Below are 16,622 nucleotides of genomic sequence, written 5' to 3' on the forward strand. Positions count from 1 at the left end.
AGAGTAATTTTAAGATAAAATCACTTTACTCGTAATAGATATATAAATAGAAAGAATGAAAGGAGCTTTATTAGTAAACTTAGGATCTCCTGAAAGTACAGATCCAAAAGATGTTAAAAAATATTTAGGTGAATTTTTAATGGATGAACGCGTAATTGATGTTCCTTATTGGTTTCGTTCATTTTTAGTTAAAGGAATCATATTAAACACAAGACCTAAAAAATCTGCCGCTGCCTATAAAAAAATATGGTGGAAAGACGGCTCTCCGTTAATCGTTTTATCAGAAAGATTACAAAACAAAGTTCAGCAAAAAACCGATTTACCTGTTGCTTTAGCCATGCGCTATGGTAGTATGACCATAAAAAAAGGACTACAAGAATTACACGACAAAGGTGTTACCGAAGTAATGTTAGTTCCGCTATACCCTCAGTTTGCTATGGCAACTACTGAAACAATTGTAGTTTTGGCTGATAAATTACAAAAGGAGTTTTTCCCGAATATAAAAATCACTGATGTTCCTGCTTTTTACAAAAAGCCTGAATATATTAAAGTACTAGCAAAAAGTATCAAAAGTTATTTAGCTGATAAAGATTACGATCACATCTTATTTTCTTATCACGGTGTTCCAGAACGTCATATCCGAAAATCTGACATTACTAAATCTCATTGTAATCCTGAAGCAGGAAATTTAACATGCTGTAACACATCTTCAAAAGCGCATGAATATTGTTATCGCCATCAATGTTATCAAACTACAAAAAATGTAATTGCTGAATTAGGCTTAGATGAAAACACCGTTTCAACCTCTTTTCAATCTCGCTTAGGCGTTGATCCTTGGTTACAACCTTATACCGACAGAACAATTGTAAATAAAGCCGAAAAAGAAGGTGTTAAAAAATTAGCCATTGTTACCCCGGCTTTTGTTTCTGATTGCCTAGAAACGCTAGAAGAAATTGCCATGGAAGGAAAAGAAGAGTTTTTAGAAGCAGGTGGAGAAGAATTTCATACAGTTCCATGCATAAACGATAATGACGATTGGGTTGATGTTTTAGCTGGATGGATCAATAAATTTTAGAATAACTTCTCGATACAATTTCGAGAAATATCGAAATCACTCGAGGTGACATACAAATATCATTTAGCGCATTTTTCTAAATAAAAAACGATTGTCAGTTCGAGTATTTTTTTGAGGAATGAAAAAATTTATATTGATAACTTTATTTAATTAAACCTTCGATTTTCCTCAAAACTTTAACAATAAATAAGTTTTAAATAGAAAAAAATGGATTTTTTATACGTAAAAGCATTGCATATTATTTTTGTAGTCACCTGGTTTGCTGGTTTATTTTATATCGGTAGGTTGTTTATTTACCATGTAGAAGCTGAAAAAAAAGACGACCCCGCTAAAACTATTTTACAAACCCAGTACAAATTAATGACAAAACGCTTGTGGTATATTATTACATGGCCATCAGCAATTTTGGCAAGTTTTTTTGCCTTTTGGATGCTTTATAAAAATCCTGTTTATCTAGAAATGCCTTGGATGCATATAAAACTAGCATTTGTTTTAGCTTTATATTTTTACCACGGATTTTGCCACAAAATATATAAAGAATTACAAAACGATAAAATCAACTATTCGCCGACAAAACTGAGAATATTTAACGAAGCACCCACTGTAATTCTGTTTGCCGTAGTATTTTTAGTTGTTTTAAAAAGTGCTATTAATTGGATTTGGGGTGTTGTTGGTATTATTCTTTTTGGAATATTACTAATGATAGGAATTCGTTTTTACAAAAAAGTAAGAGCAAAAAAATCTTGGGATAAGTTTGAAAAAGATTTGATTGAAGAGGATGAAAAACTTGATAATTAATTATACTTTAGTCGCTTAAATTTTTTAATTATAAATCATGAAAAGATTACTTATTTTATCTATTACTATCTTAACCTTAACATCTTGTTCTAGCAATGATGATAATTTAGATCCTTTTATCGGAACTTGGTCATTTTCTGCTGTAGATGGAACAGAAGTTGATGAATGCTCACAAAAAACTACACTTACTATTCTTGAAAACGGAAATTTTATAAACGACCACTACGAACTCATTGATGATAAATGCGAACTAGAAAACACTAACAAAGGTACTTGGATTAATAGAAGTGGAGGAAACTACGGTATAACTCAAGATGGGAGTACAAAAGAGAGTGTTAATAAAGTAACTTTTACAAACAACAACAACACTTTTTCTTTTAACGAAACTGATGATGATGGAACAGTTGAAATAATTACTTACAAAAGAAAATAAACATCACCTCCTTTCTCATTAACATAATAAAAAAAGCGAAGTTTTAAAACTTCGCTTTTTTTTAATTATCCTTTTATCGCCTGCTCAAAAGGAATCCTATTAACAATACTTCTACCCAAAGTAACCTCATCCGCATACTCCAACTCATCCCCCACTGAAATTCCTCGAGCAATAGTTGATGTTGTAATATTATATTTTTCTATCTGTTTAAAAATATAAAAATTGGTTGTATCCCCTTCCATTGTAGAACTTAAAGCAAAAATCAACTCTTTTACCTCACCTTCTTTTACTTTATTCACTAAAGAATCTATTTGTAAGTTTTGTGGCCCAATTCCTTCAATAGGCGATATCTTACCTCCTAATACATGATACACACCTCTAAATTGTGCCGTATTTTCAATCGCCATCACATCTCTAATATCCTCTACCACACAAACTATTTCTATATTTCTATTGGAGTTATTACAAATATCACATAAAACGGTGTCAGAAATATTATGACACTTTGCACACGATTTTACATCGTTCCGTAAACTTGTTAAAGCTTTTGCTAAAAATGTAGTGTTTTCTTTAGGCTGCTTTAATAAATGTAACACCAAACGAAGTGCTGTTCGCTTACCAATCCCTGGTAATCTGCTTACTTCATTTACCGCATTTTCTAATATTTTTGATGAAAAATCCATGACGCGAATTTACAATTTTTCAATTAGCAAACAGCAATACACAACGCATCAATTAGCTTATAAAAAACACTCGTTAATTAATCACTCTTTGAGCTATCGTTCTGCAATTAAAAAAAGTATCTTCGTACTTTAAAATTTAAACAAACATTTAACAATGAATTCAGACATTAAAAACATAGAACCTAAAGCTGTTTGGAAGAATTTTGCACTTTTAAACGCAGTGCCTCGTCCATCAAAAAAAGAAGAAAGAGTTATTCAGTTTATGGTGGATTTTGGTAAAAACCTCAATCTTGAAACCATGGTTGATAAAGTTGGAAACGTTATTATATGTAAACCTGCTTCTGCCGGAATGGAAAATCGTAAAACCATTGTAATGCAGAGCCATTTAGATATGGTACATCAAAAAAATTCCGACACTATTTTTGATTTTGATAAAGAAGGAATTAAAATGTTTGTTGATGGCGACTGGGTAAAAGCAGACGGAACCACTTTAGGGGCAGATAATGGTTTAGGTGTAGCCTCAATCATGGCTGTTTTAGAAGCTACCGATATTGCACACCCTGCTATTGAAGCTTTATTTACTATTGACGAAGAAACTGGTATGACAGGTGCCATGGGATTAGAAGGAGGCATTTTAAAAGGTGAAATTTTATTAAATTTGGACACTGAAGAAGATGATGAAATTGGTATGGGATGTGCTGGTGGTGTAGATGTTACTGCTACAAGAACTTACAAAGAAGAAACTACTCCTGATAATATTACTGCATTTCAAATTGCTGTTACAGGTTTAAGCGGTGGGCATTCTGGAATGGATATTATTAAAGGCTTAGGTAATGCTAACAAAATAATGAACCGTTTATTATTTGATGGCTTTACAAACTTCGGATTACGCGTTACCGAAATAAACGGAGGGAGTTTACGAAATGCGATTCCTCGTGAAAGTTTTGCTAACGTAGTTATTGATACCGCTTCAAAAGAACCATTTTTGTTTGAAATTCAAGAATTAATAAACAGTATTAAAGCTGAATTTTCAACATTAGAACCTAATTTATCAATTGAATTAACAACAATTGATGCTCCTGCAAAAGTAATGGATTTAGGTGTTCAAGAAGGATTAATTAAAGCTATTTACGGCGCTTTAAATGGTGTTTATAGAATGAGCCCTGATATTGAAGGTTTGGTAGAAACCTCAAACAACATTGCTCGTATTATTGTAAAAGACGGTGCCATTAAAATAGGGTGCTTAACACGTTCATCTTCAGAAACTAATAAATGGGATTTAGCAAACTCATTACGTGCCGTATTTGAATTAGCAGGTTTTGAGGTAGAATTTTCGGGTTCTTACCCTGGATGGTTACCAAACGTAAATTCTGAAATTTTAAAAACTGTTTCTAAGTTATATGAAGAATTACATGGCGAAAAAGCAAATGTAGCAGCTTGTCATGCTGGTTTAGAATGTGGAATTTTAGGTCAAAATTACCCTGATATGGACATGGTTTCTTTTGGTCCTAATATTAAAGGAGCACACTCACCTGATGAGCGCGCACAAATTTCATCTACTCAAAAATACTGGAAATTTTTATTAGAGATTTTAAAAAACATCCCTATTAAAAACTAATATTTAGCTTAAAAAAATTTAAAACCACAACTTACAAGTTGTGGTTTTTTTTTCAATCAAGAATAATATTATTCTTTAAACCTACAGTAAATACTTATTAAAAAAAAAGAATCAAAGACCTGCAAAAAAAATAAAAAATAAAAAAAAGTATTAAAAAAAACAATTATAATAAAAAATTAACTATGTTTATAACAAAAATTTTAATTAAAATTCGCTATAAATGAAAAATAAAATACTTTCTGTATTCATTTTCCTTGTAATTAAATTCACCAATATATATTCTCAAAACATAAATTCTTTTTACACTTCATTTGATCAAAAAATTGGAATATCTAATACAGATTTAACATATGGGGTAGTCTATAAAGAAAAACATAGAAACTCGAAAAATAATCACAACTACTTTCTTTCTAATTATTTTTCAGACGGTAATATAACCTACAAAAACGAAACTTTTTATAAGGTTAAAATAAAATATGATTTAATTGATGATTTAATTATACTAAATATCAATAGTAATAAAGAAAACAAAGCCATTCTTCTTGAAAAAGAATTTATATCTAATTTTTACATTAAAAACAAAAATTTCATAAACACTAATGAATTTGGTTTTCTTGAAGAGATATTTACTGATAAATTATTTTCTATTTACAAAAAACATAAAAAAAAGAAAATAGAAAAAATGGGAGTGAATAAAACTTATTATGTTTTTGAAAAAGAAGAAGATGGTGATATACTTTATTACAAAAAAAAATACTATTTAATAAAATCTAAAAAGGATTTTATTAAGTTATTTCCTGAAAATAGAAAAAAAATAAAAACATTTTACAAAAAGAATGATTTTTTACAAAAAAACAAACTTATTAAAAACCTTATGGCTTTACTTTTAGCTAAATCAATATAAGGAATAAATACCGCTATGAAAAACACTCTATTCATTATTCTTTTCTTCAATTTCGCAACCGTTTTACCTCAACAAAACACAGAAAAAATATCTATAACCTTTAATAATCTGAATAAAAAAGAATGCTTAAACCTAATAGAATCAAAAACAGATTATCATTTTTACTACATAGAAGAATGGTTTGACAAGAAGAGAATAGATACTTCTTTTACTAACTCAAAAATATCTGAAATCTTAAATTTTATTTTTAAAGACAGCCCTATAAACTACTTTATTTTAGACAGTTCTAAAATAATACTAACTAATGGGAATTTAATTAAAAAAACTGTTTACGAAACTTCTAAAAACACAAACCGCTCACCTGTTTTTGTCAACTTAAAAAATAATAATAAAAATCTCATAAAAATTGGGAAAGAAAGTAATCTAAAACAAAAAAAATACTTGTTAACTGGTTTTATTAAAAACAACAAAAACGATAGCCCTCTAAATAATGTTACTATTTTAGAGAAATCTAAAAACTTATATACAACAACAGATATAAATGGTTTTTATAGTTTAAAGTTACCTTATGGAAAAAACAAAATAGAAACTCATATTATTGGGTTTAACAGTACTGTTAAAGATTTAATAATTTACAACAATGGAGTTTTAAATTTATCTATTTCCGAAAATTCCGAACACTTAGATGAAGTTATTATCGATGGAAATTTAAATAAAAACATAAAACAAACTATTTCTGGAATTACTCAAATTAAAGCTCAAAACATAAAAAAAATACCTTTAGTTTTAGGAGAAAGAGATCTTTTAAAAGTAGCCGCAACATTACCCGGCATAAAATCTTCGGGTGAAGGATCTGAAGGTGTAAACGTAAGAGGAGGTAAGGTTGATCAAAATTTATTTTTATTAGATAATGCTACGATATACAACCCTACCCATTTCCTGGGACTCTTTTCTGCTATTAATCCATTTACAACCCACAGCCTAAAAATATACAAAGGAAATACACCTACCGAATATGGAGGAAGGTTATCTTCTGTTTTTGATATCACCACAAAAGATCCTAACACAAAAAAATTTAAAGGAGAAGCATCTATAGGGCCTGTTACTGGTAATCTTAATATTGATTTACCTATATTTAAAAATAAATCTGGATTGATACTTGGTGCAAGAAGCACTTATTCTGATTGGATTTTAAACACAGTTGACAATGATAAATTAAATAATAGTAATGTTTCTTTTTTTGATTTAATAGCCAAGTACAAACACAAAATCAACAGCAATAATAACATAAAACTAACAGGATATTACAGTAAAGATAAATACCAAATATCTTCTGACACAATAAATAAGTATAATAATTCTAGCATTTCCTTTAATTGGTTCCATCTATTTAATGACAAGAATAAAGGAAATTTAATTTTATCTAACAGTACATATTCATTTGATATAAATTACGAAAATGATGAAACAACAAAAGGTTATGATCTTAATTATAGAATTAATGAAACGGGACTAAAACTTAAACTAAAATACATACACTCAAAAAAGCACAGCTTTGATTATGGTTTGGAAACTAAATTATATAATATTTCTCCAGGAACTATAGTTCCAAATAATAATAAATCCACCATAACCTCACTTAGTATACCAAACGAAAAAGCTATTGAAAATGGTTTATTCTTATCAGATGAAATAACTTTAAATAAAAAACTTACTATTAATTTAGGTTTGCGTTTTTCACAATACTTGGCATTGGGGAGTTCAAAACAAAGAATCTATAAAGAAAGTACTCCTAAAAACCCTTCAAATTTAATTGAAATTAAAGAATACAACAAGAATGAAATTTTCAAAAAATATCAAGGATTAAGCTATAGATTATCAGGGAGATATTCTTTAACCAATGATCTATCCTTAAAAGCTAGTTTTAACAAATCATTCCAATACATACATAGACTAAATAACAACACCTCGGCTAGTCCTATGGATACTTGGAGGCTTTCAGATACAAATATTAAACCGCAAGAAGGAATACAAACAACATTTGGAATTTTTAAAAATATAAATGGTAATAATTATGAGGTTAGTATTGAAGGATATTATAAAAAATACAAGAACCTACTAGATTATAAAATAGGAGCAAATCTTTTATTAAATGAAACAGTAGAAACAGAAGTCTTACAAGGAGCAGGAAAGTCCTATGGTGCCGAATTTTTAATTAAAAAAAACAAAGGAAAACTAAATGGCTGGCTAGGTTATAGTTATTCAAAATCCCTTATCCAACTAAAAAGTGATTTTTCAGAAGAGACTGTTAATGGAGGAAAGTTTTTTCCTACAAACTACGACAAACCTCATGACTTTAATATTGTTTTAAATTACAAACTTACTGAAAGATATAGTTTCTCTAGTAATTTCACCTATCAAACAGGAAGACCTATTACCTACCCAACAGGAAAGTATGTACATCAAGGCATTGAGCTATTAACATATAGTAATAGAAATCAATTTAGAATACCAGACTATTACAGGCTAGATATTGGTTTTAACATAGAAGGTAACCATAAAATAAAAAAACTTGGACATAGTTTTTGGAACATATCAGTTTATAATGTTCTAGGGAGAAACAATCCTTATTCAATTTATTTTGAAACTAAAAATGGAAAAGTTAACGGATATAAAAGCTCTATTTTTTCAACACCAATACCTACAATAACATACAACTTTAAATTTTAACTATGAAAAATAAAAATAAATGGTTCTTTATAACAGTAATAGTGATGATTACTAGTTGTGTTGAGCCTTTTGAAATCAAAGATATTGCCCATGAGAGCAAGTTAGTTGTTAATGCTATTATTACTAATGAATTAAAAAACCAAATCATAAAGCTGTCAAGAACAACAAAAATAGATTCGACAGGTATAAGTCCTGAAAAAAATGCTCGCATTTCAATAATTGATGACTCTCAAAACGTCTACCAATTTAAAGAATTAAATGATGGAGAATACCAATCAATTAATCAATTTAATGCGATTCCTGACAAAAGTTATACATTAAAGATAGAAACTCAAAACGGAGAAAATTATAGTTCTACCCCTGAAAAACTAACCGAAACTGTATCTTTAGAAAATATAGAAATAAAAACTTCACAAAATGAAACAGAAGATAAAGAAGTAAAAATAAGCATAAATAACTCCTACACAAATGATACTAATAAATATTACCGCTTTGAATATCATGAGACTTATAAAATTACACCTTTTTCTTGGAATCCTCAAAAAGCAATAGTAGTCTCAAGAGATTTTCCTTTTCAGTTTGATTTAATCCCTAATCCAGATCCTAAATACTGCTATGTTAACAAACAGCCCACAAACATAATAATAGCTGAATCACCTCAATTAACAAATTATGTTATTAAAAGTAAGTCAATACTTGATAGAGCATGGTCTTTAAGATATAGTATACTTATTAAAGAATACGTTTTAAATGAGAAAAGCTATAATTACTATAAGCTAGTAAAAAAATTTTCAAATCCTACTGAAATTTTTTCTCAAATTCAAGTTGGTACCATTCCTAACAATATAAGTTCTAACACAAACCCTGATAACAAAGCAATAGGGTTATTTCAAGTATCAGCTGTTTCTTCAAAAAGAATTTTTATCAACAGGGAAGATTTAACTGACGAAAAATACATTTATCCAGGAGAAGAATATTGTGACATAATTACCCCTGAAAAGATAGATCCTTTTTCTGGCTCCCCTCTAATATCAGCTATAGACAGTAATAACTACTTATTTTCAGGAATAACAGCTAATCCAAGTTCGCCTTATAAATTAATTAGTAAACCATGTGGTGACTGCACCTACTTAGGTGAAACAAGCAAACCATCTTTCTGGATAGACTAACTCGAGACATAATGAAAAAAACAATTTTAATTGCAATACTTATTTCTTTTATAACAACAACAGCTCAATCTCAAGAGCCGCAAAAGCCTTTAACCACAAATAAATTCATTAATGAAAATATATTTGTACATGTAAATTCAAATTTTCTTCTTACTGGTGAAAAATTATACTACAAAATATACTGTTTAACTCAAGAGGATAAAACTTTTTCTACTTTTAGTAAAATTGCTTATTTAGAATTAATAGATTCTAATAACAAAACAGTATTTAAACAAAAAACATCAATTAAAAACGGTGTTGGTTATGGTGATGTTTTTATAAATACTGATATTGAAACAGGAACATATAAATTAATTTCATACACTAATTGGATGAAAAACACTCAAAATTTTTATGAAGATAACCTTTACATCGTAAACCCTTATTCTAAAAATACCGAAATCAATAAAACAAAACAATCACTTTCTATAAATAATCTAGAAAAAGATTCTCTTACACTTCTAAATAAAGAAAAAACAAACACTTATGGTAAAAGAGAAAAAATTACTTTTGATTTTTCTAATTTAATTAAAAACAACTACAATAACTTTTCTGTTTCTGTGAGAAAAAAAACAATTAATAGTCTACCTCTCAAAAAAAACGTAACCTCTTTACCAAAAAAATCTTACAACAAAAAAAACAGTAAATACTTTTATTTACCTGAACTCAGAGGTTCTTTGATAAAAGGTAAAGTTTTTACTCTCGATTCTTTAAATTCGGTATCAAATATTAAACTAACTTTATCTGTAAAAAACGGTAATGAAGTTACTAAAACTGCAATTACAAATAAATTTGGTGAATTTTATTTTAATATTAAAAACTTAAACTCTACCAAAATTATATTACAAATGCTAGATCACAACATCAATAATTATGTTGTAAAAATCAATAATAACAATCTTATTGAAAAAAAATATAAGAACTTTCCTAAAATTAAATTCGATAACAATATTATTGAAACAATTAAACAAAGAAGTTTATTTACACAGATAGAAAATGCATATTATAATGTTAAAAGAGACTCTATAATTAAAATTCAAAAAAAAGATTCACTTTTCAAAAACTTAAAAACTGTTTATAATTTAGACGATTATAAAAGATTTAAAACTGTTAAAGAAACTTTTACTGAAATCACAAAAGATTTATGGGTTACAAGTGACAATAAAATACGTGTAAGAACTCGAAATTATTTAAGTAATAAAAACTATTTATCATCATTATTAATAGTAGATAATCATATTATACCTAATCATAATTACTTTATTGAATACGACACCTACAATATAAAAACAGTGTCAGTAATAACTGAAGATTATTTTTATGGAAATCAATTATATCAAGGTGTTGTAACTATAGATACTTTTAATGGAGATTACACACCTCAATCAAAAAACATAAAAGAGTTTGACATTTTACCTGTACAAAATAAGAAAAAATATTTTTTTCAACAGCATAACAGAACAAACAATAAAAGAATACCTGATTTTAGAACTCAACTATACTGGAATCCTATTTTAAAATCTAATAAAGTAGTATTCTACTCCTCAGATGTTACTGGAGAGTTTGTTATTGAAATTGAAGGTTTTTCTCAAAAAGGAAAACCCATATCATTAAGAAAAACTTTTTTTGTGCATTAATAAAAAACCACAACTTACAAGTTGTGGTTTTTTGTTTACATTTATAAAATGAATTTTTTAGCGCATTTATATTTATCTGGTAGCAATACTAAATTAATGATTGGTAATTTTATAGCCGATCACATTAAAGGGAATAAATTTTCTCACTTTGAAGAAGAAATAAAAAAAGGAATTATTTTACACCGTCAAATAGATACTTTTACCGACACTCATGATATTGTAAGAAAAAGTAAAAGACGATTACACGAACGCTATCGCCATTACGATGGCGTAATTATTGATATTTTTTACGATCATTTTTTAGCTAAAAATTGGAATACTTACTCGGAAATACCCTTAGACACTTACGTAAACTCGGTATATAAACTTTTACAAGATAATTTTGATATTCTTCCTGAAAAAACACAACAAATACTTCCCTTTTTAACCAAATACAACTGGCTATACAACTATCAATTTGCAAAAGGGATTCAAGAAGTTTTAAATGGCATGAATAAACGAACCAAAGGAAAATCACAAATGAATTTAGCCTCCGAAGATCTTCTAATCCATTATCAAGAATTTGAAGAAGACTTTACGTTATTTTTTGAAGATTTGCGTAAATTTTGTACTTCAAAGACCCAATCAATTACTATTTAAATTATGAATTTACAACCATTCCATCTTGCAATTCCTGTTCAAAATTTAGAAAAATGTAGGATTTTTTATAACGATATTCTACAATGTAAAGAAGGTAGAAGTTCTGATCATTGGATTGATTTTAATTTCTTCGGCCATCAGTTAGTTATTCATCAAAAAGAAAACTACACTCCAACTAAATCAATTACAAATCCTGTTGATGGACACGATGTTCCTATCCCTCATTTTGGCGTTGTTTTAAAATGGGATGACTGGATAACACTTTCTGAAAGATTAAAAACATATAATATTAAATTTATCATCGCACCAACTATTCGTTTTAAAGGATTAATTGGCGAACAAGCAACCATGTTTTTTAATGATCCTGAAAATAACGCTTTAGAGTTTAAAGCTTTTAAAGATAGTTCGCAACTGTTTGCTAAATAATGATAATATCAGAAACACATAACGTTCCTACACTAGAAAAATCGATTCGACTACAAGAGTACGGAGTTGGTATTTTTAAAACTATCCCTACAAAATCTGGTTTAAAAAAAGCTATTAAAAAAGAGTTGGTTATAGTAAATGGTAAAGTTGCTACTACTGCCCTATTTATAAATGGTAATGAAGTTATAGAACTTTATCAATTAAACGACAACACAGCTTTTAAACAATTTGAGTTTGACTTAGAAGTTGTTTTTGAAGATGAATACTTAGCCATTATTTATAAACCTTCGGGAATTTTAGTTAGCGGAAACTCTTTTGCTACCATTGACAATGCTTTGCTACAAAACATCACAAAAAGCCCCCAATTTGATGCTGTACGACCAAGACCTGTGCATCGTTTAGACTACCCAACAAGTGGATTGTTATTAATTGGAAAAACAACTTCGAGCATTACTGCATTAAATAAATTATTTGAAAATAAACTAATCAAGAAAATCTATTATGCGATTAGTATTGGTAAAATGAACGAAAAAGGACAAATTAATATTCCTATTGACACCAAAACAGCATCAACATTATACAAAGTTATAAAAACAGTTAACTCTGAACGTTTTGATTATTTAAACTTAGTTGAATTAACACCAAAAACAGGTAGAAAACATCAATTAAGAAAGCATTTATTAGCTATTAATAATCCTATATTAGGTGATAAAGAACATTTTATAGATGGTTTAATTTTAAACGGAAAAGGATTGTACTTACATGCAGCTACTTTAAAATTTGAGCATCCGTTTACGAAACAACAAATTGAAGCAACAAAAGCACTTCCAAAGAAATTCAAAAAAATATTTCCATCTTAAGTATCCATTAAAAAATATATCTTTGCCACTATGCGAATAGATATTATTACCGTTGCCCCAGATTTACTTAAAAGCCCGTTTGAACATTCAATGATGAAACGTGCCATTGACAAAGGATTAGCTGAAATTCATTTTCATAATTTACGTGATTACGGAATTGGATCCTACAAAAAACTAGATGATACTCAATTTGGTGGTGGCGCTGGTATGGTTTTAATGATAGAACCTATTGATAAATGTATCTCTAAATTACAATCAGAAAGAACGTATGATGAGATTATTTATATGACACCTGATGCAAAAACATTAAATCAATCTATAGCAAACACACTTTCGTTAAAAGAAAATATTATTATTTTAACAGGGCATTATAAAGGAGTAGATCAACGCGTAAGAGATAAATTTATCACTAAAGAAATATCTATTGGCGATTATGTTTTAACAGGTGGCGAATTGGCTGCAGCTATTTTATGTGATGCTGTTGTTCGATTAATTCCAGGAGTTTTAGGTGATGAACAATCTGCTTTAACCGATTCTTTTCAGGATGATTTATTATCTCCACCTGTGTATACCAGACCAGCTGAATATGACGGAATGAAAGTGCCAGAAATATTATTGTCAGGTAATTTTCCTAAAATTGATGCTTGGCGAAATGAAAAAGCCTATCAACATACTAAAAATATAAGACCCGATTTATTAGATGAATAACCCAAAAATACAGCACGATTTAATTATTGTTATTCCTTGTTATAATGAGGAAAACCGATTACCTATAAATCAGTTTAAACAGTTTTTAGATACAATTTCTGATGTATTGTTATTTTTTGTAAACGATGGCTCTTCAGATAAAACGGATGATGTTATTGAAAAATTAGCAACACTGTACCCTAAAAAAGTAAAATTACTTTCTTTAAAACAAAATGTAGGAAAAGCTAGTGCAGTTAAAGCTGGTTTTAATTTTTGTGAAGAAAATAATTCTTTTTCAAAAATTGCTTACTTAGATGCTGATTTAGCAACTACTTTAGAGGAATGTCATGCTATAAGTAAAAAAATAAACACTACTATTCAATTTGCATTCGGATCTAGAATTGCAAAAATAGATACTAATATACAGCGCAAACAACATCGTTTCTTTATCGGTAGGTTTATTGCCACTTTAATATCTAAACAGTTAGATTTAAAAGTTTATGATACCCAATGCGGCTGTAAAGTTTTTAGTAAACAATTGGCTGCAAACGTTTTTAAAGAAGATTTTATATCAAAATGGTTGTTTGATGTAGAAATTTTTCACCGTTTGATTTATATTTTCAAAAAAGAAAATATAAAAAATATTGCGCGAGAAATCCCTTTAAAATCATGGATTGATGCCGATGATAGTCGTGTAAAAATGACTTATTTCTTTAAACTTTGGTTTGATTTACTTTCTATAAAAAAACGATACAAATCTTAAATAAATGCGTAACCTAATCAACAAGAAAAACTTTTTTGCTATTTCTGTATTGCTTTTAGTTTTATGGAGAGCTTTTTTAAACGGAGCGATTCCTTTGATGGACAAAACAGAAGCTCGTTATGCAGAGATTGCCAGAATAATGGCAGAAACAAACGATTATATAACTCCACAAATAGACTACGGAGTTCCATTTTGGGCTAAACCACCACTTTCTACTTGGTTATCTGCTTTAAGTTTTGATGTTTTCGGAGTTTCTGAGTTTACAGCAAGATTACCTTATTTATTATTAAGTATTTTAATGATTTTCTTAATTGGTAAATATGCTAAAAGAGAAAACTTACCGTTTTTTTTACCTGGGTTTATCGCACTAACCATTCCAGAGTTTTTGATTCATGCCGGAGTTGTATCAACTGATACATCGTTAGCTTTTAGTGTTGCCATAGTAATGCTTTCTTTTTGGGAAGCAATGCATCATCCCGAAAAACCAATCTGGAAGTATTTAATTTTTGTTGGTTTCGGATTAGGATTATTAGCCAAAGGGCCTATTATTTTTATTTTAACCTTGCCTCCTATTTTTGTATGGTCGCTGATTTCAAAATCGTTCAAAAAAATATTCAAAACATTTCCTATCTTTCTAGGAATACTAATCATCGTTTTAATTGCAATCCCATGGTATTATTTAGCCGAGCAAAAAACACCTGGATTTATAGATTATTTTATTGTTGGCGAACACTTTAGTAGATTTTTTGATAGTAGCTGGTCTGGTGACAAATATGGTTTTCCAAAACAACAACCTTTAGGCATCATCTGGGTTTTTCTTTTAGTATTTGCACTTCCTTGGGTTCAAATGATTATTGGTAAATTATGGAAAAATAAAGCTACTTTTTTCACTAATAAATGGACGCTATTTTTAAGTGCATGGTTAATTTGGACTCCCTTATTTTTTACAGTTTCTAAAAGTTTAATTCACCCATATATATTACCAGTCTTAATTCCGATTGCTCTTTTAGTTGTTCATTTTTGGAAAGAGACCAAGCAGAAAACAGTGTTAATCGCCATAAGTTTAATTGTTCCAATTGCTACGATTATCGTTTACAGTTTTGCTTTGATTAGTAATAACATAGAAAAACATGCCAATTCGGATAAATATTTTATTCAAAACTCTTGTAAAGAAGATATTCAAATATATCATTATAACACAAAAAGTTATTCTAGTCAATTTTACTCTAAAGGGAAAGTTAAATCGATAAAAGTAACTGAATTAGAAAAAGAGCTATTAAGTAAAACACCTTTTTATTTAATAGTATCTAAAAGAAATTTGAAAAAAGTAGTACCAAGTAATAACGTAACACTCAAATTAATAAACAGTAACGCTAAAAAGAACTTATACCGTGCTAATTAAAAATATTAACTTATAAAATCTTATTTTATATAAATTTTTATTAATTTCGCAGCCACAAAATAACCTCTGACGAGAATCGTGAATGTTATTTAGTAAAACAATATAAACATTATTACAATGGATTTAGTAAAATTTGTTCAAGACGAATTTGTAACAAGAAACGAATTACCAGAATTTGCAGCTGGAGACACAATTACTGTGTATTACGAGATTAGAGAAGGTGAAAAAGTACGTACTCAGTTTTTTAGAGGGGTAGTTATTCAAAAAAGAGGTGTTGGTGCTTCTGAAACTTTTACAATCAGAAAAATGTCTGGTACTATAGGTGTTGAGCGTATCTTCCCTGTAAATTTACCTGCTATTCAAAAGATAGAAGTAAACAAAAGAGGTGTTGTACGTAGAGCACGTATTTACTACTTTAGAGGTCTTACTGGTAAAAAAGCAAGAATTAAAGAAAGAAGAAACTAGTATTCTTTTTCAAAAAATTAAAAGCATCGTGATTAACTACGATGCTTTTTTTATTCACAATTGTTAATAGCACTCGCTAATATCTTGTTGATTATCAAAAGTAAAACACCATTAATTAAATATCATTTTTTATCGTTTAAATAGAATTTATTACTAAGTAGTTTTACAACTCTAAATATAAATTCAAAAAAGTGTTCTTTTAAATGTTAGATGAATCTTTTTTTGATTAAATTATTATTTCTATTAAAATAGTATTATATATTTTTATTAAAAGTACAGGACATTACGAAAGCT

16 protein-coding genes are annotated in these 16,622 nt (G+C 28.6%); 15 read left to right on the forward strand and 1 reads right to left on the reverse strand.

Annotated elements, in window-relative coordinates; genetic code table 11:
• Positions 1 to 55: 55 nt before the first annotated feature.
• The 3 genes from hemH to Q4586_RS10440 all read left to right on the forward strand — a co-directional run bounded on the left by hemH (position 56) and on the right by Q4586_RS10440 (position 2,306).
• Complete coding sequence (gene hemH / locus Q4586_RS10430) at positions 56 to 1,075, forward strand: ferrochelatase (RefSeq protein ID WP_068704964.1); 1,020 nt, start codon at positions 56 to 58, stop codon at positions 1,073 to 1,075.
• A gap of 207 nt (positions 1,076 to 1,282) precedes the next feature.
• Positions 1,283 to 1,873: a CopD family protein gene (locus Q4586_RS10435; RefSeq protein WP_068704962.1), complete on the forward strand. Its 591-nt coding sequence runs from the start codon at positions 1,283 to 1,285 to the stop codon at positions 1,871 to 1,873.
• Between the two features lie 37 nt (positions 1,874 to 1,910).
• Positions 1,911 to 2,306 carry a lipocalin family protein gene (locus tag Q4586_RS10440; RefSeq protein ID WP_303528865.1) on the forward strand — a complete coding sequence of 132 codons (396 nt, stop codon included), beginning with the start codon at positions 1,911 to 1,913 and terminating at the stop codon, positions 2,304 to 2,306.
• Between the two features lie 65 nt (positions 2,307 to 2,371).
• On the opposite strand, the gene recR is transcribed toward Q4586_RS10440, so the two are convergent.
• The gene (recR, locus tag Q4586_RS10445) at positions 2,372 to 2,989 is read right to left on the reverse strand and encodes a recombination mediator RecR (RefSeq protein ID WP_068704958.1); all 618 of its coding nucleotides are present in this window, start codon (positions 2,987 to 2,989) and stop codon (positions 2,372 to 2,374) included.
• Between the two features lie 154 nt (positions 2,990 to 3,143).
• Here recR and Q4586_RS10450 point away from each other — a divergent pair, with 154 nt between their 5' ends.
• The 12 genes from Q4586_RS10450 (at position 3,144) to rplS (ending at position 16,328) form a co-directional block, all read left to right on the forward strand.
• Positions 3,144 to 4,607: an aminoacyl-histidine dipeptidase gene (locus Q4586_RS10450; protein WP_068704956.1), complete on the forward strand. Its 1,464-nt coding sequence runs from the start codon at positions 3,144 to 3,146 to the stop codon at positions 4,605 to 4,607.
• Positions 4,608 to 4,827: 220 nt separating this feature from the next.
• Entirely contained in the window at positions 4,828 to 5,511 is a 684-nt protein-coding gene (locus tag Q4586_RS10455) for a hypothetical protein (protein WP_068704954.1), read from the forward strand.
• A gap of 15 nt (positions 5,512 to 5,526) precedes the next feature.
• A complete protein-coding gene (locus tag Q4586_RS10460; protein ID WP_303528868.1) occupies positions 5,527 to 8,241 on the forward strand; it encodes a TonB-dependent receptor in 2,715 nt (904 codons plus the stop codon).
• Between the two features lie 2 nt (positions 8,242 to 8,243).
• On the forward strand, positions 8,244 to 9,410 hold the full coding sequence (locus tag Q4586_RS10465; RefSeq protein WP_068704951.1) for a DUF4249 domain-containing protein: 1,167 nt from the start codon (positions 8,244 to 8,246) through the stop codon (positions 9,408 to 9,410).
• Between the two features lie 11 nt (positions 9,411 to 9,421).
• A complete protein-coding gene (locus Q4586_RS10470; RefSeq protein ID WP_303528870.1) occupies positions 9,422 to 11,086 on the forward strand; it encodes a hypothetical protein in 1,665 nt (554 codons plus the stop codon).
• Positions 11,087 to 11,134: 48 nt separating this feature from the next.
• The gene (locus Q4586_RS10475) at positions 11,135 to 11,725 is read left to right on the forward strand and encodes an acyl carrier protein phosphodiesterase (RefSeq protein ID WP_303528871.1); all 591 of its coding nucleotides are present in this window, start codon (positions 11,135 to 11,137) and stop codon (positions 11,723 to 11,725) included.
• A 3-nt stretch (positions 11,726 to 11,728) separates the two neighbouring features.
• Complete coding sequence (locus tag Q4586_RS10480; RefSeq protein ID WP_068704945.1) at positions 11,729 to 12,151, forward strand: VOC family protein; 423 nt, start codon at positions 11,729 to 11,731, stop codon at positions 12,149 to 12,151.
• Positions 12,151 to 13,011 (forward strand): RluA family pseudouridine synthase, encoded by an 861-nt coding sequence (locus Q4586_RS10485; protein WP_068704943.1) that lies wholly within the window; start codon positions 12,151 to 12,153, stop codon positions 13,009 to 13,011. Before Q4586_RS10480 ends, Q4586_RS10485 begins: the two co-directional genes overlap by 1 nt.
• 30 nt (positions 13,012 to 13,041) lie before the next feature.
• A complete protein-coding gene (trmD, locus tag Q4586_RS10490; RefSeq protein WP_303528873.1) occupies positions 13,042 to 13,719 on the forward strand; it encodes a tRNA (guanosine(37)-N1)-methyltransferase TrmD in 678 nt (225 codons plus the stop codon).
• On the forward strand, positions 13,712 to 14,461 hold the full coding sequence (locus tag Q4586_RS10495; RefSeq protein WP_303528875.1) for a glycosyltransferase: 750 nt from the start codon (positions 13,712 to 13,714) through the stop codon (positions 14,459 to 14,461). The genes trmD and Q4586_RS10495 overlap by 8 nt, the downstream gene beginning before the upstream one ends.
• Before the next feature lie 4 nt (positions 14,462 to 14,465).
• Positions 14,466 to 15,863 (forward strand): ArnT family glycosyltransferase, encoded by a 1,398-nt coding sequence (locus Q4586_RS10500; protein WP_303528877.1) that lies wholly within the window; start codon positions 14,466 to 14,468, stop codon positions 15,861 to 15,863.
• A 117-nt stretch (positions 15,864 to 15,980) separates the two neighbouring features.
• Entirely contained in the window at positions 15,981 to 16,328 is a 348-nt protein-coding gene (rplS, locus tag Q4586_RS10505) for a 50S ribosomal protein L19 (protein ID WP_068704935.1), read from the forward strand.
• Positions 16,329 to 16,622 lie beyond the last annotated feature (294 nt).

The organism is Tenacibaculum soleae, assembly GCF_030549005.1.
GTDB lineage: Bacteria > Bacteroidota > Bacteroidia > Flavobacteriales > Flavobacteriaceae > Polaribacter > Polaribacter soleae.

What these genes read in the sequence shown, in the direction of transcription:
- hemH (WP_068704964.1), top strand. Translation starts at nt 56, where the DNA reads ATGAAAGGAGCTTTATTAGTAAACTTAGGATCTCCTGAAAGTACAGAT.
- Q4586_RS10435 (WP_068704962.1), top strand. Translation starts at nt 1,283, where the DNA reads ATGGATTTTTTATACGTAAAAGCATTGCATATTATTTTTGTAGTCACC.
- Q4586_RS10440 (WP_303528865.1), top strand. Translation starts at nt 1,911, where the DNA reads ATGAAAAGATTACTTATTTTATCTATTACTATCTTAACCTTAACATCT.
- recR (WP_068704958.1), bottom strand. Translation starts at nt 2,989, where the DNA reads ATGGATTTTTCATCAAAAATATTAGAAAATGCGGTAAATGAAGTAAGC.
- Q4586_RS10450 (WP_068704956.1), top strand. Translation starts at nt 3,144, where the DNA reads ATGAATTCAGACATTAAAAACATAGAACCTAAAGCTGTTTGGAAGAAT.
- Q4586_RS10455 (WP_068704954.1), top strand. Translation starts at nt 4,828, where the DNA reads ATGAAAAATAAAATACTTTCTGTATTCATTTTCCTTGTAATTAAATTC.
- Q4586_RS10460 (WP_303528868.1), top strand. Translation starts at nt 5,527, where the DNA reads ATGAAAAACACTCTATTCATTATTCTTTTCTTCAATTTCGCAACCGTT.
- Q4586_RS10465 (WP_068704951.1), top strand. Translation starts at nt 8,244, where the DNA reads ATGAAAAATAAAAATAAATGGTTCTTTATAACAGTAATAGTGATGATT.
- Q4586_RS10470 (WP_303528870.1), top strand. Translation starts at nt 9,422, where the DNA reads ATGAAAAAAACAATTTTAATTGCAATACTTATTTCTTTTATAACAACA.
- Q4586_RS10475 (WP_303528871.1), top strand. Translation starts at nt 11,135, where the DNA reads ATGAATTTTTTAGCGCATTTATATTTATCTGGTAGCAATACTAAATTA.
- Q4586_RS10480 (WP_068704945.1), top strand. Translation starts at nt 11,729, where the DNA reads ATGAATTTACAACCATTCCATCTTGCAATTCCTGTTCAAAATTTAGAA.
- Q4586_RS10485 (WP_068704943.1), top strand. Translation starts at nt 12,151, where the DNA reads ATGATAATATCAGAAACACATAACGTTCCTACACTAGAAAAATCGATT.
- trmD (WP_303528873.1), top strand. Translation starts at nt 13,042, where the DNA reads ATGCGAATAGATATTATTACCGTTGCCCCAGATTTACTTAAAAGCCCG.
- Q4586_RS10495 (WP_303528875.1), top strand. Translation starts at nt 13,712, where the DNA reads ATGAATAACCCAAAAATACAGCACGATTTAATTATTGTTATTCCTTGT.
- Q4586_RS10500 (WP_303528877.1), top strand. Translation starts at nt 14,466, where the DNA reads ATGCGTAACCTAATCAACAAGAAAAACTTTTTTGCTATTTCTGTATTG.
- rplS (WP_068704935.1), top strand. Translation starts at nt 15,981, where the DNA reads ATGGATTTAGTAAAATTTGTTCAAGACGAATTTGTAACAAGAAACGAA.